We start from the raw sequence: 24266 nt of genomic DNA, 5'->3' as shown, positions 1-24266 counted from the left end.
CAGTCGGCCGACCGTCGGCCCAGGAGTGCCGGGAGGGCCCGTGAAGGGGAAGAACGAACAGCGGGCAGGCCTGCTGTACGGAATCGGCGCGTACGGGATGTGGGGCCTCGTACCTCTCTTCTGGCCGCTGCTGGAACCGTCCGGAGCGGTGGAGATCCTCGCCCACCGAATGGTGTGGTCGCTGGGCGTCGTGGGCATCGCCCTGCTGTTCCTGCGCCGCTGGGCGTGGATCGGCGAGCTGATACGGCAGCCCCGGCGCGTGGGGCTGATCACCGTCGCCGCGACCGTGATCTCGGTCAACTGGGGCCTCTACATCTGGTCCGTCAACAACGGCCACGTCGTCGAGGCGTCGCTCGGCTACTTCATCAATCCGCTCGTCACGATCGCCATGGGCGTCCTGCTGCTCGGCGAGCGGCTGAGGCCGGCGCAGTGGACCGCGGTGGCGACCGGCTTCGCCGCGGTGCTCGTGCTGGCCATCGGCTACGGGCAGCCCCCGTGGATCTCACTGGTGCTGGCGTTCTCCTTCGCGACGTACGGCCTGGTGAAGAAGAAGGTCAACATGGGCGGGCTGGAGTCCCTGGCCGCCGAGACCGCCGTGCTGTTCGTGCCCGCTCTCGGCTTCCTGCTCTGGCTCGGGGTGCGCGGCGACACGACCTTCCTGGCCGGCGGCGCCGGGCACGGAGCCCTGCTCGCCGCGACGGGTCTGGTCACCGCGATCCCGCTCGTCTGCTTCGGCGCCGCGGCGATCCGGGTGCCGCTGTCCGTCCTGGGCCTGATGCAGTACCTGGCACCGGTGTTCCAGTTCGCGCTCGGCATCCTCTACTTCCACGAAGCGATGCCGGCCGAGCGGTGGGCCGGCTTCGCGCTGGTCTGGGTCGCCCTGATGCTGCTGACCTGGGACGCCCTGCGGACGGCACGGCGCACGAGGGCGGAGGCCCTCCGCCTGGCCGTACGGGCGGCGGAGGCCGCGGCGCCCTTGGGGACGGCCTCCGCTTCCATGCCGGACAAGGGCACACCGGCCATAAAATAGTTACCAGGTTGCTTTTTTTACTCGGTTGCGCTTTCCTGTCCGCCGGAACGCGAACCGAGGAGCGGGCATGGCCGACGTACTGATCGTGGGAGCGGGACCCACCGGACTGACACTCGCCTGCGATCTCGCCAGGCGAGGCGTCACCGTCCGGATCGTGGACAAGTCACCCGGGTACCCGCGCAGCTCGCGGGCCAAGGGCCCCAATCCCCGGTCCCTGGAGGTGATGGAGGACCTGGGTGTCCTCGATGCGGTGCTGGCGGCGAGCTCCGCGCCGCTCCCGATGCGCAAGTACCGCGACGGTGTCCCGGTCGCGGACGCGGACCCGTACGCAGATTCCTCGCCGACACCCGACGCGCCCTACGACCGGGGCAGGCTGATCGCCCAGTGGCGGCTGGAGGAGATCCTGCGGGACCGGCTCGCCGGCTACGGCGTGTCCGTGGAGACGGGCACCGAGGTCGTCGGCCTCACCGAGGACGGCACCTCGGTTACCGCCGCCCTCGCCGACGGCTCCACCGCCGGTGCGCGGTACGTGGTGGGCTGCGACGGCGCGCACAGCCGCGTACGGAAACTGCTCGGCATCCCGTTCCGCGGGGAGACGGACGAGGAGCAGGTGATGGTCTGCGGCGACGTCGAGATCACCCCGGGCGTCCTGGACAGGGGCATCTGGCACCAGTGGTTCGACGGCGGCGGTGGGGTCATGCTCTGCCCCGTCCCGGGCACCCGGGCGGGCTGGTGGTTCCAGTCGGGCCCGGAGCGGGACGGGGACGGGCGGCCACTCGCCCCGTCCCTGGAGGGCTTCAGGCGGCTCTTCGCCCGGCACACCAGGCTTCCCGCCGGTCACCTCACCGGGGCGACCCTGCTCTCGACGTACCGCGTCAACGTGCGCATGGCGGACCGCTACCGGGTCGGCAGGGTCCTGCTGGCCGGGGACGCCGCCCATGTGCACGCGATCGCGGGCGGGCTCGGCATGAACACCGGCATCCAGGACGCGTTCAACCTCGGCTGGAAGCTCGCCCAGGTACTGAAGAAGCGGGCGGGGACGGAACTGCTGGACACCTACGAGGAGGAGCGGCTGCCCCTCGCCGCCTGGACGCTGGACCTCACCTCGGAGCGGCTGAGAGCCACGCTGGAGGCGATCAGGGAGCCGGGCGGCGGGCTCGACACGGCGATCACCCCGTCGACGACGGGACTGGACCGGGGCTACCGGTGGAGCAGCCTCGCCCGCCCCGGGGGCGACGGCGACGTGCGGTCGGGGGACCGCGCCCCGGACGCCCCCTGCACCGAGGCGTCGACCGGTGCACCGACCCGCCTGTTCCGTGTGTTCGCCGGTCCGCACATCACGGTGCTGGGCTTCGGGGCCGGCACCGACCGGGCCCTGCGGGAGGCGGTCGCGGCCCACGGCGACGCGGTGCGTGCCCGGCGGGTGTACCACGCCGCCGCCCCGGAACCCGGGACGGCCGCCGTCGTCGCGGGGGCCCTGCACGACCGACAGGGGCTCGCCCACGCGGCGTACGGCATCGGCGGGGACACCGTCGTGGTGGTCCGGCCCGACAACCACGTGGGGCTGATCGCCGGCGCCGACGACCACGCCGCGGTGCGGCGGTACCTGGATGTGCTGGACGGGGTCCGGGAGCAGGATCCGATGAGTGGGGCAGGCATGGTGGACGGCACCCGGAAAGGCTGATTGAGTGCGCGGATGGGGACCATCCTGAAGGACATGAGGCATGTTCAGTGGCATGAGCTGCGCCATGCCCAGGGCTCCGCGTCCCAAGTCCCCGGGATGCTGTCACGGATCGCCTGGGGTGACAGCGAGTCCGCCGAGGACGCGCTGAGCGATCTGGGGCGGTGGATAGCCGCCATGGCCGTGTTCGACGCGACGGTCGCCACGGTCCCCTTCCTCTGGGAACTCGCCGCCATGGAGACCGTGAAGGGCCGCGCGGGGGTGCTCGGCCTGCTGAGGACGATCCTGGCCCACGGCCACGCGCACCACCCGGAGTGGACAAGGGACGCGCATCTGGCGGTCCTGGCCGGCCGGACGACGGCCGAGCGGCTGGCGGCGGACGGCGACCCGGCGGTGAGTGCGGCGGCCGGGGAGCTCCTGGCCGCGTGCGGCGCGCACGTCTGCGCGGCGTGCCAGGCCCGGTGAGACCCGGACACCGGTGAGCAGCGGGTCCGGGCAGAGGGCCCCGGGGGCGAGGCGGAATTCACGGCCCTGCGGCGTACGGAGAATCAGCCCGGGTTCCGGCGTGCCCGTTGCCGCGTCAACCACGTAACCAGTACAAACGGTTTCCATGACACTGCACTGGAAGGTCGTCATCGACGCCACCGACCCGCACGCCCAGGCCGACTTCTGGGCCGAGGCCCTCGGCTATCTCGTCGAGGACAACAGCGCCCTGATCGAGGAACTGCTCGGAGCCGGGGCGGTGCCCGAGGCCGCCACGGTCGAGCCGCACGGCCGCCGTGCCTGGCGTGATCTCGTCGCCGTACGGCATCCGGACGATCCGTACGAGGAGAAGAGCGGGACAGGGCTCGGACGCCGCCTCCTCTTCCAGCGCGTACCTGAGCCCAAGACGGTGAAGAACCGCCTCCACCTGGACGTCCACACGCCCCCCGGAGAGCGCGAGGCCCAGGCGGAACGACTGGTGGAGCTGGGCGCGAGCGTGCTGCGGGTCGTCGAGGAACCCGGCGGGTCCTGGCAGGTGCTCCTGGATCCCGAGGGCAACGAATTCTGCGTCCACTGACAGGGGTTACCGTCCGTGCAGGTCAGCGGCGTACGGCGGGAAGGCGATCTCTCTAGGCTGACCTCATGTTCACGCCCCCCGCCTCTTGCACCCTCGTCGCCACGGATCTGGACGGCACGCTGCTGCGTTCCGACGACACCGTGAGTCCGCGTTCCCGCGCCGCCCTGGCGCGTGCGGCCTCGGCCGGCGCGCAGCACCTGATCGTCACGGGCCGGGCGGTGCCCGGCATACGCGCCCTGCTCGCGGACCTCGGCTACACCGGTCTGGCGGTCTGCGGCCAGGGGGCGCAGGTGTACGACGCCGGGTCGGCGCGGATGCTGAACTCGGTGACGCTGGACCGGGAGCTGGCCGACACCGCGCTCGGCAAGATCGAGGCCGAGGTGGGGCAGGTCTTCGCCGCGGTGGACCAGGACGGGCCCGACGGCCGGACGCTGATCGAGCCGGGCTACCGCATGCCGCACCCTTTACTCCCCGCACAGCGGGCCGGGCGTCGCGCGGATCTGTGGCAGGCGCCGGTCATCAAGGTCCTGATACGGCACCCGGAGCTGACGGACGACGAGCTGGCCACGGCTGCACGCGGAGCCGTGGGCGATCTGGCGTCCGTCACCATGGCGGGCCCGGGCACGGTGGAACTGGCGCCGTACGGCGTGGACAAGGGCACGGGGACATCGCTGGCCGCCGGCCTGCTGGGCCGCGACCTCGCCTGTGCGGTGGCGTTCGGCGACATGCCCAACGACCTGCCGATGTTCCGCCTCACGGGCCACCGGGTGGCCATGGCCGGCGCCCATCCGGAGCTGCGGGCCGCCGCCGACGAGATCACCCTCTCGAACGACGACGACGGGGTCGCGGTGGTCCTCGAGCGGCTCTTCGCCTGAGAGCTCGCTGTCAGCCGATACCCCGCGACCGAAAAACACCTCCCCCCAACTTCATGCACATGCATATGATGCATACGCCGGTAAAAGTCGTACGCATACTAATGGGGGCACTCCATGGGCACGCGCAACTTCCTCTTCCTGCTCGGCAGCAGCCGCGCCGACGGCAACACCGAGACGCTGGCCCGGCTCGCGGCCGAGCAGCTCCCGGCCGGCACGGAGCAGCGGTGGCTGGACCTCCGGGACCTCCCACTGCCCGAATCGAGGACCGGCGGCACACGGACGGCCACTCGGTCCCCACCGGACACGCCGCGACCCTGCTGGAAGCGACGCTGGCCGCCACCGACGTCGTCGTCGCCTCGCCGTTGTACTGGTACGCGGTCTCCACCTCCACCAAGCGGTACCTGGACCACTGGTCGGGCTGGCTGGAGACGCCCGGCGTCGACTTCCAGCGGCGGATGGCCGGGAAGACCCTGTGGGGGGTCACCGCGCTGGCGGACGACGACCGGGCGGTCGCAGAGCCCCTCGTGGGAACCCTGCGGAATTCGGCGCGATACCTCGAAATGCGGTGGGGCGGGGTGCTGCTGGGCAACGGCAGCAAGCCCGGAGACGTCCTGTCCGACACCGGTGCCACGGCCAGGGCGAAGGAGTTCTTCAGCTGACGCGCCCCTGGGCGGGCCCGCCACCCGGAACACCCTCGTCGCCGGAAACGCCGTCACCACGGGACGCTGGGACCTCACCGGGCGCCGGGGCCTCACCCGGACCACCGTCACCACGGGACGCGGGGACCCCACCGGGCTCCGGGGCCTCACCCGGAGCGATGGCGCCGCCCGCCGAACCCGCCGGAGCACCGCCGTGGCCCGCACCGAGGGATCGCAGGACGTGGGACACCAGCGCGGCGACCGTCGCCTCGTCCTGGGCCGGCTTCCGCAGCACATGGCGGTAGTAGACGGGGCCGTAGAGCATCTCCACCGCGAGCGGCAGGTCGGCTCCGGTCGGGATCTGGCCCTGTTCCTGCGCGCGCCGCAGGCGCCCGACCGCGGCCTCGAAGCGGGGCTGGACCAGCTGTTCGCGCACGGCCCGCGCGAGGTCGTCGTCGTGATGCAGCTCCGACAGGATCCCGGCGTAGGCCGGGCCGTAGGGCGACGTGGAGACCAGCTTCACCGCGCCGTTGATGTGCCTGCGCAGATCGGCCGCCACGTCGCCGGTGTCCACGAACGGCGTGGCGCCGACGAACACCTCGGCGAACGCCTCCAGCATCACCGCGCCCTTGGACGGCCACCACCGGTAGATCGTCTTCTTGCTCACACCGGCACGCGCGGCGATGGCCTCGACGGTGACCCGGCCGTACCCCTTCTCCGTACACAGCTCCAGGGCGGCGTCCAGCGTCGCCCGTCGTGACCTCTCGCTGCGGCGCAGGGAACTCGGCGATGTGATCATTCGGTGAGCATAGGGGGATTCCCCCCACCGCTTATTGACAGGTCGTCGCCAAAAGTCGAACAATGACCAGGCTGGAAACGGAACGTACCGTGTCGTTCCCTGCAGCACACCGTTCGTGCCGTTCGTGCCGCGACGAGCCGATCGGGGGACGGCTCGACCGGCCGACGGTACGGACGGCCTATGTCGGGGCCCCCCTCAGACACTGATGTCTTTCGTGGTGAAGCGCGCCCAGGCCGCAGAGCCGAACACCGCCGCGTACACCGCCTGCAGGCCCACGTTCCTGACCATCTCGTCCCAGTAGACCGGGTCGCGCAGCAGGTCCGTGAAGGACAGCCAGTAGTGCGGGAAGAGATACGGATGGATCCCGTCGAGCTGCGGCATCGTGTCCAGGATCTGCACGGTGATCAGCACCCCTACGGTGGCCGCCATCGCCGCGACGCCGCTGTTGGTGAGCGTGGAGACGAAGAGCCCCAGTGCCGCGAAGCCGACGAGGGACAGTGCCACGGCGACCGCGATCAGTCCGGCCCGGAGGAGCGCCTCGCCGAAGCCGATCCGGGTCCCGGAGATCGTCGTCACCTCCCCCACGGGGAAGAGCAGAGCTCCCACCGCGAGCGCCGAAGCCGCCACGACCAGGGTGGCGAGCAGACAGAACGCCAGCACGGACACGTACTTCGCGAGCAGCAGCCGGGTGCGGCCCGCCGGTGCGACGAGCAGATAGCGCAGGGTGCCGCCGCCGGCCTCGCCCGCGACCGAGTCCCCCGCGACGACGCCGACGGCCATCGGGAGGAACACGGGAAGGGTCGCGGAGAGGGCCGCGAAGACCAGGAACAGACCGTTGCCGGTGATCTGGGAGAGGAAGGCGGGGCCTCCCCCGCCGCCACCGGGCCCGCCTCGCGAGCCGTCGCCCGTCTCGATCCGGACGGCGATGCCGATCAGGACCGGCACGGCCGCCAGCACGCCGAGCAGGGCCAGGGTGCGCCACCGGCGGAGCGTGGTGGTCAGTTCGGAGCGGAGGATCCCCAGGGTCCACAGCCGGCGCGGTGTCCGGGCCGGGGCGGGGGGCGCCGTGAGTTCAGCCTGCGACATCGAATCCCTCTCCGGTGAGTGCGACGAAGGCGTCCTCCAGCGAGGCCCGTTCGACGCCGAAGGCGCGGACGCGGACTCCGGCACGCACCAGGGCGGCGTTGAGGTCCGCGAGTTCCACCTCGCCCGGCGGCGCGTCGGCGGTCACCCGGCCCCCGTCGGTCACCAGGCCCGTCGCCCCGTGTGCGACGAGGACGCGGGCCGCGTCACCGGGGTCGGGGGTGGTGACGGCGAGCCGGCCCCGGGCACCCGCGGCGAGCACGGCGACCGGGCCCTGGACGAGCAGCCGGCCGCGCGCCATCACCGCCGCGTGGGTGCAGACCTGTTCGATCTCGTCGAGCAGGTGGGAGGAGAGGAAGACGGTGGTGCCCTCGGCCGCGAGCTCCCGGACCAGGGAGCGGATCTCGCGCATGCCCTGCGGGTCGAGGCCGTTGGTCGGTTCGTCCAGCACGAGCAGCCTGCGCGGCTGGAGAAGAGCGGCGGCCAGCCCCAGGCGCTGCTTCATCCCGAGTGAGTACGCCTTGGCCTTCTTGCCGGCGGCGGGGGCGAGCCCGACCCGGTCCAGGGCGTTCCGCACCCGCGTCCGGCGGGTGCGCGGATCGGCCGTCGGGTCGGCGGAGTCGAAGCGTACGAGGTTGTCGCGGCCTGTCAGGAACCCGTACAGCGCGGGCCCTTCGATGAGCGCGCCCACCTGCGGGAGCACCGTGCGGGCGGCGGCCGGCATGGGGCGGCCGAGGACGTGTGCGGTGCCGGAGGTCGGGTCGATGAGCCCCATGAGCATCCGGATCGTGGTGGTCTTGCCGGATCCGTTGGGCCCGAGGAAGCCGAAGACGCTCCCGGCGGGGACGGCGAGGTCGAGCCCGTCGACGGCCGGCTGTCCGCCCCGGTAGCGCTTGGTGAGCCCGCGGGTCTCGATCACGGGGCCGGACCCCCGGCCGGTGTCCGATGCCGCCGCCTCGGCCGCTGTGTCGGTCATGCGCACTCCCCGGTCCTGTCCCACCGTGTCCGGCGCACGCGTCTGCGCCCTGTGCCCGCCGTGCCCGTCGCGGGGGCCGTCCCTCTGACGGATTCCCGTGGCGGAGCGGCCCTCCGCGAAGAGACGTCCTGTCGCACGGGCCGCCCCGCCGTACGGAGCGTACGACGGGGCGGGGCGTGCGGTGCGTCCTACTTGGCGGTGTCGGCCGCCTTCACCAGTGCGTCCTTCGTGACCGCGCCGACGTAGACCTTGCCGTCGTCCGTCAGCAGCGCGTTGACCAGGCGCGTCTCGAAGACCGTGCCGGAGCCGAAGTCGCCGGTGACCTTGTCGCCGAGCGCGTCCAGGAACTGCTGCGCCTGCGCGGGTACGTCGCCGGAGCCCTGGGCGGGCAGCCCCGCCCCGCCCGGGACCTCTATCTCGGCGACGGTGTTCCAGCCCTCTCCGATCACATCGAGGCCCTTGAAGTCCTCCAGCGCGGTCAGGTCCTTCTCGGCCTTGTCCGCCGCGCCGTCCTTCTCCGCCTCGGCCTTCAGTTCGTCGGCCTCGGTCACTTTCGCGCCCTTGGGCGGGGTGAAGGAGAAGGAGGAGGCGTCGGGCTTCGCGAAGTCGACGTCGGTGAAGCCGGCGTCGACCACGGCCTTGCCGCCACTGCTCGGGGCCAGGGTGAACTTCAGCGGTACGCCGGTCGAGGCGTCGACCGCGACCGTGACGGAGCCGATCGTCGAACCGGACTGCTTCGGCTTGATCACGAGCTTGTAGGCGTCGCGGCCCGCCACCTGCGCCGTGCCGCCGACGGTGACCGAGGTGGTGTCGCCGGCAGCGGCGAGCGCCTTCTCGGCGAGCTCCTTCGGGGTGCCCGGCACGCCCTCGGGCGCCTTGTCGGCCTTGCCGCCCGCGCGCTCGTTCCCGTCGGACTCCGCGTGGTAGACCTCGTTGCTCTCGCTGTCGTACCCCCAGATGTCGTCCCCGTTGTGGACGAGGCTGTACTCGGAGCCCTCGCCGAGGATCGACAGGCGCTGCTTGTCGGGGCCGTCGACCGCGACCCGGAGCGTGTGCGTCCCGGAGGCGAGCTCCATCAGCTTCGCGTCGGGGGACGCGCTCGACCCGCCCGCTCCCGCTCCGGCGTCCGGGGCGAAGCTGCCCGCGAGCCCGCCGAGCGAGGGGATGCCGAGGTCGGTGCTGACCTTCACCGTGCCGGAGAGCTGCTCCTCGTCCGACGCGGCGATCTTCTCGACGAGTTCCTGGGCGGTGATGTCCGGCAGCTGCGGGTCGCCGGAGTCCGCGAGTGCCGGGACGAGTCCGATCGTCGCCGCCGCCACGCCCGCCACCGCGAACGGGACGATGTAGCGCGCCGCCTTCCGACGGCCCACGACAGTGCCCGTGGCCTCACCGTTGGTCTCTGCGCTGTCGTTCGGTGCCATGTGTGCTCTACCTCCGTGGTCGGCGGCTGCCATCCCGTTGCACGTGTCCACTCCCCGCCGCCATTCTCACCCGATGTGGTCAGGAGTGGTTGTCATCCATCTGACCAAATCGGGCGGGAACAAGCGTCAGCCCTCGGGAGCAACTGGGCGTACCTCTCCGGGATGACCCGGACGACATGTGGTCCGGCGAGCCCTTAGGGGTCCCACCGGGTCCCCCGTCCGGCCGCACGGTCAGCCGGCGCGGTGCACCACGGCGTCGCACAGTTCTTCGAGCGCGGCCTTCGCGTAGCACTCGGGGAGCGGGGCCAGCGTCGCCCGGGCCTCCTGGGCGAAGCGGACGGTGTCGCGCCGCGCCTGCTCGAGTGCCGGGTGGGCGCGCAGCCTGCGCAGCGCCTCCGCGAGCCGGGCGTCGTCCCCGAGGTCGCCGTCCAGCAGCTCCACGAGCTCCTTGTCCTCCGGACGGCCCTCGGCCGCCGCACGCGCGCGCAGGTGGAGGACCGGAAGGGTGGGAATTCCCTCGCGCAGGTCGGTGCCGGGTGTCTTGCCCGACTCGTGGGAGTCGGAGGCGATGTCCAGGACGTCGTCGGCGAGCTGGAAGGCGATGCCGAGGCGTTCCCCGTACTGGGTGAGGATGTCGACGACCGACTCGTCGGCCCCCGCCATCAGGGCGCCGAACCTGCCGGAGACGGCGACGAGCGAGCCGGTCTTGCCCCCCAGCACGTCCATGTAGTGGTCGACGGGGTCGCGCCCGTCGCGCGGGCCGGCGGTCTCCAGGATCTGACCGGTGACCAGGCGTTCGAACGCCTCCGCCTGGATACGGACGGCCTGCGGCCCGAGGTCGGCCAGGATGTGCGAGGCGCGGGCGAAGAGGAAGTCGCCCGTCAGGACGGCGACGGAGTTGCCCCAGCGGGTGTTGGCGCTCTCCACCCCGCGGCGTACGTCCGCCTCGTCCATCACGTCGTCGTGGTACAGCGTCGCCAGGTGCGTCAGCTCGACGACCACGGCGGACGGGACCACGCCCGGCGCGTCGGGGTCACCGAACTGGGACGCGAGCATCACGAGCAGCGGCCGGAAGCGCTTGCCGCCCGCGCTGACGAGGTGCTGCGCGGCCTCCGTGATGAACGGGACCTCGCTCTTGGTGGCGTCCAGCAGCCCCGCCTCGACAGCGGCCAAACCTGCCTGGACATCGGCCTCAAGAGCCTTGTCCCGCACGCTCAGTCCGAACGGCCCGACGACGGTCACGAGGGGATCTCCTGTCTGCTGACGATCACACGGATTGTCGATGTGTCGCTGTCCTCACTCAAGTCAGCGTATCCGGTCCCCTTTGGATCACCGTGGGCGCCTTCCCGCCACCGCCGGTATGTTCGGCATCAGCTCATACGATCAGGAGTTGCCGCTTTGTCCCACGCCCCCACCGGTACCGAACCGGCTCAGCCACCGCCCGGAGACGATCACGCCTTCTTCGGCCAGCCACGGGGTCTGATGACCTTGTCAGGACTGGAGGTCTGGGAGCGTTTCTCGTTCCTCGGGATGCAGGCCATCCTGGTCCTCTTCTTCGCCGACAAGGTCTCCGACGGCGGCATGGGCATGGACCCGGGCACCGCCGCCTCCGTGTCGGCCGCCTACGGCACCCTCGTCTATCTCGTGTCCGTCGCGGGCGGCTGGCTGGCCGACCGGATCCTCGGTTCGTACCGCGCCGTCCTGTACGGCGGCATCCTCATCGCCTGCGGCCACTACGCCATGGCCGTGCCCACCGCCACGATGACCTGGGTGGGGCTCGGCCTGATCAGCGCGGGGACGGGCCTGCTCAAGCCCAATGTCGCCTCGATGGTCGGCAAGCTCTACAGGACCGAGGACCAGCGCCGTGACGCCGGCTTCGCGCTCTACTACATGGGCATCAACATCGGCGCCTTCGCCGGGCCCCTGGTCACCGGATGGCTCGGCGAGCACGCGAGCTGGCACTGGGGATTCTCGGCCGCCGCGGTCGGCATGACGTTCGGCCTGATCCAGTACGTCGCGGGCCGGCGTCACCTGGCCGGGCGAAAGCACGCGGCGGAGTACGCCCTCGCGCCGGGGCCGATGCGCCGGGCCGTGCTGACGATCGTGGCCGGCGTCGTCGCGGCCGCCCTGGTCGCGACGGCGCTGGCACTGGCCGGATGGCTCACGATGGACCGGTTCGTCGACGTCCTGACCCTCGTGTCGGTGATCGCACCGGTCGTGTACTTCGTGGTGATGTTCAGGAGCCCCCGGGTCACCCCGGAGGAGCGCGGCAGGCTCCGGCCGTACGTCGTGCTGTTCCTGGCCTCCGTCGTCTTCAACTTCATCCTCTTCCAGGCGTACTCGACGATGATGCTGCTCGCCTCGACCAACGCCCGTACGGAGATCTTCGGCTTCCACTTCCCGGCGAGCTGGTACGCCTCCGCGCTGGGCGCCTTCGAGGTCGCGCTGGCGCCCGTCGTGGCCGCCGTCTGGGCCCGGATGGGACCGCGTCAGCCGCACGCCTCGAACAAGATCGCGATCGGGGTGATCCTCGGCGGGCTGTCCTTCCTCCTCATGGTCATCCCGACCTCGGGCCATGCCGACGACACGTACAAGATGGCCGCCTGGTGGATCGTCGGCTCCTATCTGCTGCTCGGCCTCGGCGACATCCTGCTCGAGACCTCCGGCATGTCCGCCACCACCAAGCTCGCGCCCAAGGCGTTCGCCAGCCAGACGATGGCGCTGTGGTTCCTGTCGCTGGCCCTGGCCAACGGCATCCAGGCACAGATCGTGAAGCTCTACGGCGAGGTCTCCAACCCCGCCTACTTCGGTGTCAATGGCGCCATCGCGGTGGTGGCCGGTGTGGCCGTCATCGCCGCCGCTCCCTGGCTGAAGCGCACCATGCACCCCGTCCACTGAGGTACCGCCATGCACATCCGCACCGATTTCCCGTACGAGACCACCCACGAGGACCTCTACATCCCCCTCGCGGACGGCACCCAGCTGTACGCCAGGATCTGGCGGCCGGTCACCGACGAACCGGTGCCCGCGCTGCTGGAGTACCTGCCCTACCGGCTCAGCGACTGGACGGCGCCGCGCGACTGGCAGCGCCACCCCTGGTACGCGGGCCACGGCTACGCCTCCGTACGCGTCGATGTGCGCGGGCACGGCAACAGTGAGGGCATGCCCGGCGACGAGTACGACGCGACGGAGCTCGCCGACGGGGTCGCCGTGGTGCACTGGCTGGCCCAGCAGGAGTGGTGCTCCGGGCGGGTCGGCATGTTCGGCATCTCCTGGGGCGGCTTCAACTCCCTCCAGATCGCGGCGCTCGCACCGGAGCCCCTGAAGGCCGTCGTCACCGTCTGTTCGGCGGACGACCGCTACGACAACGACGTCCACTACATGGGCGGCTCGGTCCTCGGTGTGGACATGCACGCCTGGGCCTCCACCATGCTGGCCTTCGTCTCCCGCCCCCCGGACCCGGCGGACGTCGGCGACGACTGGCGGGACATGTGGACGCGCCGGCTCGAGAAGGTGGAGCCGTTCATCCATACGTGGCTGTCCCACCAGACCCGCGACGACTACTGGAAGCACGGCAGCGTCTGCGAGGACTACGGCGCCGTCAAGGCGAAGGTGCTGGCCGTGGGCGGCTGGCACGACCCGTACCGCGACACCGTCCTGAGGCTCGTCGAGCACCTGGACCCCGGGCAGGTACGTGGGCTGATCGGCCCCTGGTCGCACCAGTACCCGGACCGGGGCCTCCCTCCGGGGCCGGCGATCGGCTTCCTCCAGGAGACGCTGCGCTGGTGGGACCAGCACCTCAAGGACGAGGACACCGGGGTGATGAACGAGCCTCTGCTGCGGTCCTGGATCAGCGGCTCCCACCGCCCGGCCACGGTCTACGAGACGCTGCCCGGCCGCTGGGTCGGTGACGCGAGCTGGCCGTCCGAGAACGTCGCCCCCGTGACGTACGCCCTGGAGGGCGGGGCGCAGACCGTCCGCTCACCGCAGCAGACCGGGCTGGACGCGGGCCGCTTCTTCCCGTTCGGGAACGACGCCGACCTGCCGCCTGACCAGCGGGACGAGGACGCCAAGTCGGTGTGCTTCGAGTTCCCCGTCGAGGACGCCCCCATCGAGATCCTCGGCCGTCCACGGGTGACGCTCCTGGTCCGGATGGACGTACCGCGCGGCCAGGTGATCGCCCGGCTCTGCGACGTGGCCCCGGACGGGTCCTCCACCCTGGTGACCCGCGGGGCCCTCAACCTGGCCGCCCGTCACGGGCGCGACCACGCGGAGGACTGGCCCGTCGGGGAGACCGAGTACGTGACGTTCGAGCTGAACGGCATCGGGCACACCTTCCCGCGCGGCCACCGGATCAGGGTCGCCCTCTCGTCCTCGTACTGGCCGTGGATCTGGCCCCAGGCCGGTTCGGCGGGCTTCACGCTCGAGGCGGAGGGCAGCCTCGTCGAACTCCCGGTGCGCCGGCACACCGAGGACCCGGCGATCACCTTCGGCGAACCGGAGCAGGCGGAGCCGCTCGGCGTCGTCTTCCCGGCCACGCTCGACGAGCAGCGTCCGGAGCGCCTCGTGATCCGTGACGTCGCCAAGGGCGAATGGCGCCTGGAGGTCGATCCGCGCTACGGGGGCACGCGTGTCTACCCCGACGGTCTGGAGTTCACCGAGGACGCGCTGGAGACCTACACGATCCAGCAGGACGACCCGCTGTCGGCCAGAGCCCGTTCGGACTGGACGATCCGGCTGCACCGGCCCGAGATGTCCTGGGACGTACGGGTCGAGACGCGTTCGGAGCTGAGCGCGGACGCGGACGACTTCATCACGTCCAACGAGGTCGTGTGCAGGGACGGCGACGAGATCGTCTTCCACCGGACCTGGGAGAAGCGCATCCCGCGCACGGCGGGCTGACCTCCCCGCACGGGTGGGTCGAGCAGGGTTATCACATAACTTTCCGGGCATTACGCCTACTTGAGGCACTGCCGCCGACCGGCGACGCCGACGTACCGTGTTCCTCAAGCGACTGGAAAGGGGCAGCGACAGATGCCCGAGCAGAGCAGCCCGCTCGACCTGGCCGAGGGCGATCCCTTCGGTCCGCACAACCTTCCGTACGGCGTGTTCTCCACCCCCGGGCACCCCGAGGACCGAAAGGTCGGAGTCCGCATCGGCGGACATGTACTGGACGCCGGAGCGGCGGCGCACGCGCTCGGTTCGCCCTACGCCAGACTGCTGGCGCAGCCGAGCCTGATGCCGCTGCTGGCGGCGGGACGCACCGCGTGGAGGGACGTGCGGCGGGCGCTGACGGCGTGGGTGACGGTCCCGTCCCACCGCCCGGACCTGGAACCGCTGCTGTACCCGGTCGACTCGGTGACCCTCCACCTGCCGTACGAGGTCGCGGACTACGTCGACTTCTACGCCAGCGAGCACCACGCCACGAACGTGGGCAGGATCTTCCGCCCCGACGGGGCGGCCCTCACCCCCAACTGGAAGCACCTGCCGATCGGTTACCACGGGCGGGCCGGCACGGTCGTCGTCTCGGGCACCGACGTGGTGCGCCCCTCCGGCCAGCGCAAGGCACCGGCCGATCCCGCGCCCGTCTTCGGTCCCTCGGTGAAGCTGGACATCGAGGCCGAGGTCGGCTTCGTCGTGGGTGTCCCGTCGGCACAGGGCTCTCCCGTGGCGCTCGGCGACTTCCGCGAGCACGTCTTCGGGCTGTCCCTGCTCAACGACTGGTCGGCGCGGGACATCCAGGCCTGGGAGTACGTGCCGCTGGGTCCCTTCCTCGGCAAGTCCTTCGCCACCTCCGTGTCGGCGTGGGTCACTCCGCTGGAGGCCCTGGACGCGGCCCGCACGGCACCGCCCGCACGGGACTTCGGGCTGCTCCCCTATCTGGAGGACGCGGACGACGAGGAGCCGGGCGGCTTCGACATCCGGATCTCGGTGGAGATCAACGGGCAGACCGTCTCCGAGCCGCCGTTCTCCTCGATGTACTGGACGGCGGCCCAGCAGCTGGCGCAGATGACGGTGAACGGCGCCTCGCTGCGCACGGGTGACCTGTACGGCTCCGGCACCGTCAGCGGTGCGGAGCCCGGACAGCGCGGGTCCCTGCTCGAACTCACCTGGAACGGCCGCGATCCGCTGGAGCTGGCCGAGGGCAAGCGGACGTTCCTGGAGGACGGTGACACCGTGACGCTGACCGCGTGGGCACCCGGGCCGCACGGCACCCGGGTCGGACTCGGCGAGGTCACCGGACGGATCACGGCCTCGCCGTGAACCACGCCGGGCCCACGCTCCCCGAGGAACTGCTGCTGCTCGCCCTGGATCCCGTACGCGGCAAGCCGTACTGCCGGGGCCGGTTCCTGGAGTACGGCGTCGCCGGGGCCGCCCTGGCGGAGCTGGAGCTCCAGGGGCGGATCGCCGTGGAGCGCGGGCGGGTGGTGGTCGTGAATCCGCTGGACCCGCCGGACCCGCTGCTCGCGGTGTTCCTGCGGAGCCTCCCGCCGCCCGGCAAGAGCCGGTTCGGCTCCGGGGTGTCCGCGAGGGGCTGGGTGCGGAAGGCCGGACGGCGGGCCGGAGGGCTCTATCTGGACGCCCTGGTGGAACGCGGTGTCCTGCGCAGGGAGACCCGCCGCTTCCTCGGGCTGCTCCCCTACCACCGCCATCCGGCGGGCTCCGCCTCCCCGGCGGAGCAGGTGCGGCAGCGCTTCGAGGAGTCCCGTGCGGCGGGCTTCCCCGACCGCCGGAGCCGGCTGCTCGCGGGCCTGGCAGCGGCGGTGGAGCTGCCTTCGGTGGTGAGGCGGGGCGACCGCCGTACGCGCGCGGCGGCGCGGGCCCTGGTCCGGGAGGAGTGGCCGGCGCAGGCCGTGCACCGCAACGTGCGCCAGGACAAGGCCGCCGCGGCCGGCGGCGGTGACGGCGGGGGCGGGGGCGGAGGCGGCGGGGACTGACTCCGCCGGGTGTCCGAAGGGTGGTCACCGTGGTGGCAGATCTTCCCCGGCCCGGCGAAGAGCCGCTGGTCACAGCGGTGCGCCCCGCGTCCCCAGGTGGCGCAACACTGCGGCAACACCATCGCCCGGACCCCGTCGGTATGGTCCAGCGCATGCCAGCCGAACGTACCCGTGAGCACACCGTGCCCGTCGCCGCCGCCCGCCGGCGCCGGCTGCGCGCGGACCATGCCCGGCTGCTGGCCGGCCTGCTGCGCCATCAGGTCCGTACCGGCGGCTTCCCGGGTGGTGTGCTGCCCTTCGAGGACGCGATCGGCAGCGACTACCGCGTCTCGCGCAACACCGTGCGCCAGGCCCTGGGGCTGCTGCGCGCCGAGGGCCTGGTGGAACGGCAGCCCGGAGTGGGCACCGTCGTCGCCGGCGAGAGGTACCCGCACCGCCTCGACCGGCTCCAGGGCCTGGCCGAGACGCTCCGCGAGCACGGCCGGGTCACCAACGAGGTCCGCACCGTCGGCCCCGTGCCCGCGCCGGCTCCCGTAGCGCGGCGGCTCAAGGTCGCGGAGCACACCGACGTGCTCTACATCGAGCGGCGCCGGCTGCTGAACGGACTGCCGCTCTCCCTCGATCTCACCTACGTACCCATGGACATCGGGGCCGGGCTCCTCGGCTGCGACCTGGAGAACACCGACGTCTTCCGGCTGCTGGAGACCCTCACGGGGCAGCCGCTCGGCACCGCCGAGATCACGATGGAGGCCGTCAACGCCGACGCGCACTCCGCCGCCGTGCTGGAGACCCCGCACGGCTCCGCCGTCCTGATGCTGGAACGGCTCACCCACCTCGGTGACGGCCGGCCCGTGGACCTGGAGTTCATCCGCTTCCGTGGCGATCGCATCAGCATGAGCGGCCTGCTGCACAGGTCCGGCTGAGCACCCCTCCGCCCCGGCTCCCCCTCTTTCCTGGAGACCGCCATGCCTCTGGCGCCCCAGCGGGCCGACGTGCCCGTGACCATCGACGAGTCGAAGTGCATCGACGGCTGCACCCTCTGCGTCGACATGTGCCCGCTCGACTCCCTGGCCATCCACCCGGACAGCGGCAAGGCCTTCATGCATGTCGACGAGTGCTGGTACTGCGGTCCGTGCGCCGCCCGGTGTCCCACCGACGCGGTCACGGTCAACATGCCCTGCCTCCTACGGTGAAAGGCCCTTCCTCCCATGCGACGCACGGCAATCCGCGCCCTGGTCTCGGCGGACGCGACGGGGCTGCTGGCCGGGGCCGTGACGGACCCGTCCCGGGAGGTCCGGGTGGCGGTCGCGAAGGGCCTGGCGGCCACGCGTTCCCCCGGCCCTGAGCCGCTGGCCCGGCTGCTGGAGGACGGGGACCTGCTGGTGCGGGCGGCTGCCCTGGGCGCGCTCGCGGCCACGGGGTGCCCTGAGCCGTACGCCTCGGCAGCGGTCACGGCCCTCTCCGATCCGGCCTGGCAGGTCCGGGCGGGGGCCGCCACGGCGCTCTCCTCGGCGGCCCCGGCTTCCGCTGTGGACCCGCTGGCCGGAGCGCTCGCCGACCCGAACGCCGACGTACGCAAGGCGGCGGTCCTGGCTCTGCTCCACCACACGTCCCACGCAGCGGCCCGGGAGGCGCTTTCAGGCGTGCTCACCGAGCCGGACGCGGACGTGCGCGCGTACGCGGCGAGGGGGGCGGTGGTCAACGACGCGTAAGTCGCTCACACGTCTGGGCGGCCCCGGTCTGTTCTCGCCGGATACGCTGAACAGACCCGCGAGACTCCGTCCCATGGGAGCACTGATGAGCATCGAACCCGAGGCCCCCGAGCCGCGGTGGGCGGTCCCGCCCGTGGGCGGCTGGACCGCCGATGACCTGGACACACTCCCGAATCTGCCTCCGCATACGGAGCTGATCGACGGGAGTCTGGTTTTCGTGGGTCCGCAGACCGTTTTCCACGAGCGCGCGATCGACTACCTGAAGTGGCAGTTGCAGTCACTCGCACCGCTCGACCTCGAGGTCTTTCGCGAATTCACCATCGACGTCGACTTCCAGAACCGGCCCGAACCGGATGTCGTCGTGGTGCGCGCGGACGCGGTCGAGAGCCTGCGGCAGACACGGTTCCCCGCGAGCAGTGTGCTGCTCGCGATCGAGGTCGTGTCCGACGAGTCCGTCACCCGTGACCGGGAGACCAAGCCCGTGAAGTACGCGCGGGCGAAGATCCCGCACTACTGGCGGGTGGAGAACCAGGACGGCCGGGCGGTGGTGTACGTCTTCGAGCTGGAGCCCGCGACCGGTGCGTACACGTCCACGGGGATCTTCCATGACCGGATGAAGGTCTCCGCTCCCTTCTCCGTGGACCTGGATCTGACCGCGATCGTCTCGCGCCGCCGGGCGGCGAAGCCGGAGTAGACCGGGCCCCGGCTCACTCGAACTCGGGCGGCTCCTCTTCCCAGCCGAACTCCGGGTCCGCGTCCTGAGCGGCGGGGCGGGCCGCCTGCTCCGGCGTCCGGTCAGGTGCGGGTGCCGCTTTCGCTTCCGCTGCCGGAGCAGCCGACGGGCCCGCTTCTCCCAGTCCCGCCAGCACCTCCAGCACTCCCTCGCCGTACGTCGCCAGCTTCTTCTCGCCGAGTCCGCTGACCCCGCCCAGCTCCGCCAGGGAGCCGGGGCGCAGCGCTGCGATCTCCCGCAGGGTCGCGTCGTGGAAGATCACGTACGCCGGGAGGCCCAGCTCCTTGGCCTGGGCTCCGCGCCAGGCGCGCAGCGCCTCGAAGACCGGGACGGCCTCGGCCGGCAGGTCGGCCACCGCGGCGGCGGACTTGGCCTTGCGCTCGCCACCGGACGACGACCGGGTCGTGGGCCGCTTCGGCTCCTTGCGGAGCAGCACCTCGCGCTCCCGGCCGAGCACCGAGCCGGACTCCTCCGTCAGCACCAGCGTGCCGTACTCCCCCTCGACGGCGAGCAGCCCCTGGGCCAGCAGCTGGCGCGCCACGCCCCGCCACTCCGCCTCCGCGAGCTCCTCTCCGATACCGAAGACCGAGAGCTGGTCGTGGTCGAACTGGATCGTCTTCGCCGTCTTGCGGCCCAGCAGGATGTCGATGATCTGACCGGCGCCGAACTTCTGGTTCCGCTCCCGCTTCAGCCGGACGACGGTGGACAGCAGCTTCTGGGCCACCACCGTGCCGTCCCAGGTCTCGGGCGGGGTGAGGCAGGTGTCGCAGTTGCCGCAGGCCTGCTCTCCGGGCTCCTGCCCGAAGTACGTCAGGAGCTGGGCCCGGCGGCACCGGACGGTCTCGCAGAGCGCCAGCATCGAGTCGAGGTGCGAGGCCGCGCGGCGCCGGAACGCCTCGTCGCCCTCTCCGCCCTGGATCAGCTTGCGCTGCTGGACGACGTCCTGGAGCCCGTATGCCATCCAGGCGGTGGACGGCGCCCCGTCACGCCCCGCGCGGCCGGTCTCCTGGTAGTAGCCCTCGACCGACTTCGGCAGGTCGAGGTGGGCGACGAACCGCACATCGGGCTTGTCGATGCCCATGCCGAAGGCGATGGTCGCGACGACGACCAGGCCCTCCTCACGGAGGAAACGGGACTGGTGGGCGGCGCGCGTCCCGGCGTCCAGACCCGCGTGGTACGGCACGGCCTCGATGCCGTTGCGGCAGAGGTACTCGGCGGTCTTCTCCGTCGAATTGCGTGAGAGGCAGTAGACGATGCCCGCGTCTCCCGCGTGCTCCTCCTTGAGGAAGGTGAGCAGCTGCTTCTTCGGGTCGGCCTTCGGCACGATGCGGTACTGGATGTTGGGCCGGTCGAAGCTGGCCACGAAGTGCCTGGCCTCGGGCATGCCAAGCCGCTGGGTGATCTCCCGGTGCGTGGCGTCGGTCGCCGTGGCCGTCAGCGCGATACGGGGCACGCCGGGCCAGCGCTCGCCGAGGACGGACAGAGCCAGGTAGTCGGGGCGGAAGTCGTGGCCCCACTGGGCGACGCAGTGCGCCTCGTCGATGGCGAAGACGGAGATCTCGCCGCGGGCCAGCAGCGACAGCGTCGAATCGAGGCGCAGCCGCTCCGGGGCCAGGTACAGCACGTCGAGCTCACCGGCGACGTACTGGGCCTCCATCGAGCGGCGCTCGTCGAAGTCCTGCGTGGAGTTCATGAAGCCCGCGCGGACACCGAGGGCGCGCAGGGCGTCCACCTGGTCCTGCATGAGCGCGATCAGCGGGGAGATCACGATGCCGGTGCCGGGCCTGACCAGCGCGGGGATCTGGTAGCAGAGGGACTTGCCGCCGCCGGTGGGCATCAGCACGACCGCGTCGCCGCCCCCGACGACATGCTCGATCACCGCGCCCTGCTCGCCGCGGAACGCCTCGTACCCGAACACCCGGTGCAGCGTCTGCTGCGCCGCGCTCTCGGTCGTCACACTCATCGTTCCGCCCGTCCCGTCCAGTCCTTCACTCATCCACAGCAACCATAGGCGCCGCGTACGACAACGCCGGACGGGCTTGACTTCACGGCCCGTCCGGCGTCGTCGTCATGCTGCTCCGCGTTACCGCACGAACACTCCCGCCTGGCCCGCCAGGTCGAGGAAGTACTGCGGGGCCAGGCCGAGCACCAGGGTCACGGCCACTCCGACCGCGATCGTGGTCATCGTCAGCGGGGACGGGACCGCGACCGTCGGGCCGTCCGCCTTCGGCTCGCTGAAGAACATCAGGACGATGACCCGGATGTAGAAGAACGCGGCGATGGCCGACGAGATCACACCGACCACGACGAGGCCCCCCGCTCCCCCGTCCGCCGCCGCCTTGAAGACGGCGAACTTTCCGGAGAAGCCCGAGGTGAGCGGGATCCCCGCGAAGGACAGCAGGAACACCGCGAAGACCGCCGCGGTCAGCGGCGAGCGCCTGCCGAGACCGGCCCACTTCGACAGGTGGGTCGCCTCTCCCCCGGCGTCCCGCACCAGTGTCACGACGGCGAAGGCACCGACGGTCACGAAGGAGTACACCCCGAGGTAGAAGAGGACCGAGGAGACCCCTTCCGGACTGGCCGCGATGACACCGGCGAGGATGAAGCCCGCGTGTGCGATCGAGGAGTAGGCCAGGAGCCGCTTGATGTCGGTCTGGGTGATCGCGACGATCGCCCCGCCGAGCATCGTGACGATCGCGACGCCCCACATGACGGGGCGCAGGTCCCAGGTGAGACCGGGCAGCACCACGTACAGCAGGCGCAGCAGCGCGCCGAACGCGGCGACCTTCGTGGCCGCGGCCATGAAGCCGGTGACCGGGGTCGGGGCGCCCTGGTAGACGTCAGGGGTCCACATGTGGAAGGGAACCGCGCCGACCTTGAAGAGCAGACCCATGAGGATCATCGCCCCGCCGATCAGCAGCAGCACGTCGTTGCCCATGGTGCCGGCGAGCGCCGGGTCGATCTGCTGGACGCTGCCGTCGACGACGCTCGCGATGCCCGCGTACGAGACGGTGCCCGCGTATCCGTAGAGCAGGGCGATCCCGAAGAGCAGGAAAGCCGAGGAGAAGGCGCCGAGCAGGAAGTACTTCACGGCGGCTTCCTGCGACATCAGCCGCTTGCGGCGGGCGAGGGCGCAGAGGAGGTAGAGCGGGAGGGAGAAGACCTCGAGCGCGACGAACAGCGTCAGCAGGTCGTTGGCCGCGGGGAAGACCAGCATTCCCGCCACGGAGAAGAGTGCCAGCGGGAAGACCTCGGTCGTGGTGAATCCTGCCTTCACCGCCGCCTTCTCCCCGTCGCTGCCGGGCACCGAACCGGCCTGGGCGGCGAAGGAGTCCACGCGGTTGCCGTGCGAGGCCGGGTCGAGGCGCCGCTCCGCGAACGTGAAGACCGAGACCATGGAGACCAGGAGGATGGTGCCCTGGAGGAACAGGGCTGGACCGTCGACGGCGACGGCTCCCATCGCGGCGACCTGCGCGTTCTTCGTCGCGTACCCGTCGGCGGCGAGCCCCACCACCGCGGCGAACGCGGCGGCGATCGCGACCACCGTCAGGAACACCTGGGTGGTGTAGCGGGCCCGCCGCGGGACGAAGGCCTCCACCAGGATCCCGAGGACGGCGGCACCGACCACGATCAGGACGGGCGCCAGTTGGGCGTACTCGATGGTCGGCGCGGTGAATTTGTCACCCGGGGCGGCCCATGTCACCCCGCCCGCCGTGGTCCACAGGCTGTGGACAGCTGTTGCGCTCACTTGGCGGCCTCCACCTCGGGCTGGGGGTCTTTCTTCTGTACGTCGTGCATGGTGTGCTGCACCGCCGGGTTGACGACATCGGTGACCGGCTTCGGGAAGACACCCAGGAAGATCAGGAGGGCGATCAGCGGAAGCGCCACCGCCAGCTCACGGACCTTGAGGTCGGGCATGCCCCCGATCCCCTCCCTGACGGGGCCGGTCATCGTCCGCTGGTAGAGGACGAGGACGTAGAGAGCGGCGAGCACGATACCGACGGTGGCGATGATGCCGGCCACCGGATACGCGCTGAACACACCAACGAGGACCAGGAACTCACTCACGAACGGGGCGAGTCCGGGCAGCGAGAGGGTGGCCAGGCCTCCGATGAGGAAGGTTCCCGCCAGCACTGGAGCCACCTTCTGCACCCCGCCGTAGTCGGCGATGAGCCGGGAGCCCCGCCTGGTGATGAGGAAGCCGGCGACCAGCATCAGGGCGGCCGTCGAGAGACCGTGGTTCACCATGTAGAGCGTGGCACCCGACTGCCCCTGACTCGTCATCGCGAAGATGCCGAGCACGATGAAGCCGAAGTGCGAGATCGACGCGTAGGCGATGAGCCGCTTGATGTCGCGCTGCCCGACGGCGAGCAGGGCGCCGTAGACGATGGAGATCAGCGCCAGGACGATGATCACCGGCGTCGCCCACTTGCTGGCCTCCGGGAACAGCTGGAGGCAGAAGCGGAGCATCGCGAAGGTGCCGACCTTGTCCACGACCGCGGTGATCAGGACGGCCACCGGGGTGGTCGCCTCCCCCATCGCGTTGGGCAGCCAGGTGTGCAGCGGCCAGAGCGGGGCCTTCACCGCGAAGGCGAAGAAGAACCCGAGGAACAGCCACCGCTCCGTGGAGGTCGCCATGTCCAGCGAGCCGTTGGCCCGGGCCTCGGCGATCTCGGAGAGCGAGAAGCTCCCCGCGACGACGTAGAGCCCGATGACGGCGGCCAGCATGATGAGCCCGCCGGCCAGGTTGTAGAGGAGGAACTTCACTGCTGCGTAGCTGCGTTGTGCCGCGGCGTTCTCGTCGCTGCCGGCGTGCGCCCGGTCCCCGAAGCCGCCGATGAGGAAGTACATCGGGATGAGCATGGCTTCGAAGAGGATGTAGAAGAGGAAGACGTCGGTGGCGACGAAGGACAGGATCACCATCGCTTCGACCATCAGGATCAGGGCGAAGAATCCCTGGGTCGGCCGCCAGCGGCTGGAGTTGGTCTCCAGGGGATCGGCGTCGTGCCAGCCGGCCAGGATGACGAAGGGGATCAGCAGCGCGGTGAGCGCGAGCAGCGCCACCCCGATGCCGTCGACGCCCAGTTCGTAGCGGACACCGAAGTCCTTGATCCACGCGTGCGATTCGGTGAGCTGATAGCGGTCGCCGCCCGGTTCGAAGCGGGCGAACACGATGCCGGCCAGGACGAGCGTCGCCAGCGAGACGGCCAGGGCGAGCCATTTGGCCGCCGTACGCCGGGCGGCCGGGACGGCGGCGGTGGCGATCGCGCCGATCGCCGGGAGCGCGGCCGTCGCTGTCAGGAGGGGAAAGGACATGGGA

At 71.2% G+C, this 24266-nt stretch carries 19 protein-coding genes and 3 pseudogenes; 14 read left to right on the top strand and 8 right to left on the bottom strand.

The window, feature by feature from the left end; translation table 11 throughout:
* Nucleotides 1-40 precede the first annotated feature (40 nt).
* The 6 genes and pseudogenes from rarD (at nt 41) to HED23_RS03195 (ending at nt 5305) form a co-directional block, all read left to right on the top strand.
* The gene (rarD, locus tag HED23_RS03220; protein ID WP_203181929.1) at nt 41-1030 is read left to right on the top strand and encodes an EamA family transporter RarD; all 990 of its coding nucleotides are present in this window, start codon (nt 41-43) and stop codon (nt 1028-1030) included.
* A gap of 67 nt (nt 1031-1097) precedes the next feature.
* Entirely contained in the window at nt 1098-2714 is a 1617-nt protein-coding gene (locus tag HED23_RS03215) for an FAD-dependent oxidoreductase (RefSeq protein WP_203181928.1), read from the top strand.
* A gap of 12 nt (nt 2715-2726) precedes the next feature.
* Nucleotides 2727-3176: a hypothetical protein gene (locus tag HED23_RS03210; RefSeq protein ID WP_203181927.1), complete on the top strand. Its 450-nt coding sequence runs from the start codon at nt 2727-2729 to the stop codon at nt 3174-3176.
* Between the two features lie 145 nt (nt 3177-3321).
* Nucleotides 3322-3771 (top strand): VOC family protein, encoded by a 450-nt coding sequence (locus tag HED23_RS03205; RefSeq protein WP_203181926.1) that lies wholly within the window; start codon nt 3322-3324, stop codon nt 3769-3771.
* Nucleotides 3772-3836: 65 nt separating this feature from the next.
* Nucleotides 3837-4646, top strand: coding sequence for an HAD-IIB family hydrolase (locus HED23_RS03200; RefSeq protein WP_203181925.1), 810 nt, complete (start codon nt 3837-3839; stop codon nt 4644-4646).
* 114 nt (nt 4647-4760) lie between these two features.
* Nucleotides 4761-5305, top strand: a pseudogene (locus HED23_RS03195) (flavodoxin family protein).
* A gap of 199 nt (nt 5306-5504) precedes the next feature.
* Here the strand turns inward: HED23_RS03195 and HED23_RS03190 are convergent.
* The 5 genes and pseudogenes from HED23_RS03190 to HED23_RS03170 form a co-directional block, all read right to left on the bottom strand.
* Nucleotides 5505-6083: pseudogene (locus HED23_RS03190) on the bottom strand (TetR/AcrR family transcriptional regulator); the annotation flags it as partial.
* A gap of 195 nt (nt 6084-6278) precedes the next feature.
* Nucleotides 6279-7169: an ABC transporter permease gene (locus tag HED23_RS03185; RefSeq protein ID WP_203181924.1), complete on the bottom strand. Its 891-nt coding sequence runs from the start codon at nt 7167-7169 to the stop codon at nt 6279-6281.
* The gene (locus HED23_RS03180) at nt 7156-8142 is read right to left on the bottom strand and encodes an ABC transporter ATP-binding protein (RefSeq protein ID WP_203181923.1); all 987 of its coding nucleotides are present in this window, start codon (nt 8140-8142) and stop codon (nt 7156-7158) included. The genes HED23_RS03185 and HED23_RS03180 overlap by 14 nt, the downstream gene beginning before the upstream one ends.
* 188 nt (nt 8143-8330) lie before the next feature.
* Nucleotides 8331-9563 carry a LolA family protein gene (locus tag HED23_RS03175; RefSeq protein WP_203181922.1) on the bottom strand — a complete coding sequence of 411 codons (1233 nt, stop codon included), beginning with the start codon at nt 9561-9563 and terminating at the stop codon, nt 8331-8333.
* Nucleotides 9564-9794: 231 nt separating this feature from the next.
* Complete coding sequence (locus HED23_RS03170; RefSeq protein ID WP_203181921.1) at nt 9795-10805, bottom strand: polyprenyl synthetase family protein; 1011 nt, start codon at nt 10803-10805, stop codon at nt 9795-9797.
* A gap of 156 nt (nt 10806-10961) precedes the next feature.
* Between HED23_RS03170 and HED23_RS03165 the strand changes: the two genes are divergently transcribed.
* The 8 genes and pseudogenes from HED23_RS03165 (at nt 10962) to HED23_RS03130 (ending at nt 18907) form a co-directional block, all read left to right on the top strand.
* Complete coding sequence (locus HED23_RS03165) at nt 10962-12461, top strand: peptide MFS transporter (protein ID WP_203181920.1); 1500 nt, start codon at nt 10962-10964, stop codon at nt 12459-12461.
* A gap of 9 nt (nt 12462-12470) precedes the next feature.
* Nucleotides 12471-14465: a CocE/NonD family hydrolase gene (locus HED23_RS03160; protein WP_203181919.1), complete on the top strand. Its 1995-nt coding sequence runs from the start codon at nt 12471-12473 to the stop codon at nt 14463-14465.
* 132 nt (nt 14466-14597) lie between these two features.
* Complete coding sequence (fahA, locus tag HED23_RS03155; RefSeq protein ID WP_203181918.1) at nt 14598-15827, top strand: fumarylacetoacetase; 1230 nt, start codon at nt 14598-14600, stop codon at nt 15825-15827.
* Nucleotides 15824-16501: a GOLPH3/VPS74 family protein gene (locus tag HED23_RS03150; RefSeq protein ID WP_203181917.1), complete on the top strand. Its 678-nt coding sequence runs from the start codon at nt 15824-15826 to the stop codon at nt 16499-16501. The genes fahA and HED23_RS03150 overlap by 4 nt, the downstream gene beginning before the upstream one ends.
* A gap of 152 nt (nt 16502-16653) precedes the next feature.
* Nucleotides 16654-17424, top strand: a complete 771-nt coding sequence (locus tag HED23_RS03145) for a GntR family transcriptional regulator (RefSeq protein WP_203181916.1) — start codon at nt 16654-16656, stop codon at nt 17422-17424.
* A 42-nt stretch (nt 17425-17466) separates the two neighbouring features.
* On the top strand, nt 17467-17694 hold the full coding sequence (locus HED23_RS03140) for a 4Fe-4S dicluster domain-containing protein (RefSeq protein WP_203181915.1): 228 nt from the start codon (nt 17467-17469) through the stop codon (nt 17692-17694).
* Between the two features lie 15 nt (nt 17695-17709).
* Nucleotides 17710-18213, top strand: a pseudogene (locus HED23_RS03135) (HEAT repeat domain-containing protein); the annotation flags it as partial.
* An 85-nt stretch (nt 18214-18298) separates the two neighbouring features.
* On the top strand, nt 18299-18907 hold the full coding sequence (locus HED23_RS03130) for a Uma2 family endonuclease (RefSeq protein WP_203181913.1): 609 nt from the start codon (nt 18299-18301) through the stop codon (nt 18905-18907).
* 13 nt (nt 18908-18920) lie between these two features.
* Here HED23_RS03130 and recQ read toward each other — a convergent pair whose 3' ends face one another.
* The 3 genes from recQ to HED23_RS03115 all read right to left on the bottom strand — a co-directional run bounded on the left by recQ (nt 18921) and on the right by HED23_RS03115 (nt 24262).
* Entirely contained in the window at nt 18921-20909 is a 1989-nt protein-coding gene (gene recQ / locus HED23_RS03125; protein WP_203187339.1) for a DNA helicase RecQ, read from the bottom strand.
* A gap of 120 nt (nt 20910-21029) precedes the next feature.
* A complete protein-coding gene (gene nuoN, locus HED23_RS03120; RefSeq protein WP_203181912.1) occupies nt 21030-22694 on the bottom strand; it encodes an NADH-quinone oxidoreductase subunit NuoN in 1665 nt (554 codons plus the stop codon).
* The gene (locus tag HED23_RS03115) at nt 22691-24262 is read right to left on the bottom strand and encodes an NADH-quinone oxidoreductase subunit M (RefSeq protein WP_203181911.1); all 1572 of its coding nucleotides are present in this window, start codon (nt 24260-24262) and stop codon (nt 22691-22693) included. The genes nuoN and HED23_RS03115 overlap by 4 nt, the downstream gene beginning before the upstream one ends.
* Nucleotides 24263-24266: the final 4 nt, after the last annotated feature.

The sequence above is a fragment of the Streptomyces pratensis genome, assembly GCF_016804005.1.
GTDB lineage: Bacteria > Actinomycetota > Actinomycetes > Streptomycetales > Streptomycetaceae > Streptomyces > Streptomyces pratensis_A.
The sequence above is the reverse complement of the archived record's forward strand: the minus strand, read 5'-3'. Positions and strand labels throughout refer to the sequence as shown.

Coding starts and splice junctions, on each gene's coding strand:
- HED23_RS03205 (WP_203181926.1), top strand. CDS start 3,322: ATGACACTGCACTGGAAGGTCGTCATCGACGCCACCGACCCGCACGCC.
- recQ (WP_203187339.1), bottom strand. CDS start 20,909: ATGAGTGTGACGACCGAGAGCGCGGCGCAGCAGACGCTGCACCGGGTG.
- HED23_RS03130 (WP_203181913.1), top strand. CDS start 18,299: ATGAGCATCGAACCCGAGGCCCCCGAGCCGCGGTGGGCGGTCCCGCCC.
- HED23_RS03175 (WP_203181922.1), bottom strand. CDS start 9,563: ATGGCACCGAACGACAGCGCAGAGACCAACGGTGAGGCCACGGGCACT.
- HED23_RS03210 (WP_203181927.1), top strand. CDS start 2,727: ATGGGGACCATCCTGAAGGACATGAGGCATGTTCAGTGGCATGAGCTG.
- HED23_RS03160 (WP_203181919.1), top strand. CDS start 12,471: ATGCACATCCGCACCGATTTCCCGTACGAGACCACCCACGAGGACCTC.
- fahA (WP_203181918.1), top strand. CDS start 14,598: ATGCCCGAGCAGAGCAGCCCGCTCGACCTGGCCGAGGGCGATCCCTTC.
- HED23_RS03180 (WP_203181923.1), bottom strand. CDS start 8,142: ATGACCGACACAGCGGCCGAGGCGGCGGCATCGGACACCGGCCGGGGG.
- HED23_RS03115 (WP_203181911.1), bottom strand. CDS start 24,262: ATGTCCTTTCCCCTCCTGACAGCGACGGCCGCGCTCCCGGCGATCGGC.
- HED23_RS03140 (WP_203181915.1), top strand. CDS start 17,467: ATGCCTCTGGCGCCCCAGCGGGCCGACGTGCCCGTGACCATCGACGAG.
- HED23_RS03215 (WP_203181928.1), top strand. CDS start 1,098: ATGGCCGACGTACTGATCGTGGGAGCGGGACCCACCGGACTGACACTC.
- HED23_RS03185 (WP_203181924.1), bottom strand. CDS start 7,169: ATGTCGCAGGCTGAACTCACGGCGCCCCCCGCCCCGGCCCGGACACCG.
- HED23_RS03200 (WP_203181925.1), top strand. CDS start 3,837: ATGTTCACGCCCCCCGCCTCTTGCACCCTCGTCGCCACGGATCTGGAC.
- HED23_RS03145 (WP_203181916.1), top strand. CDS start 16,654: ATGCCAGCCGAACGTACCCGTGAGCACACCGTGCCCGTCGCCGCCGCC.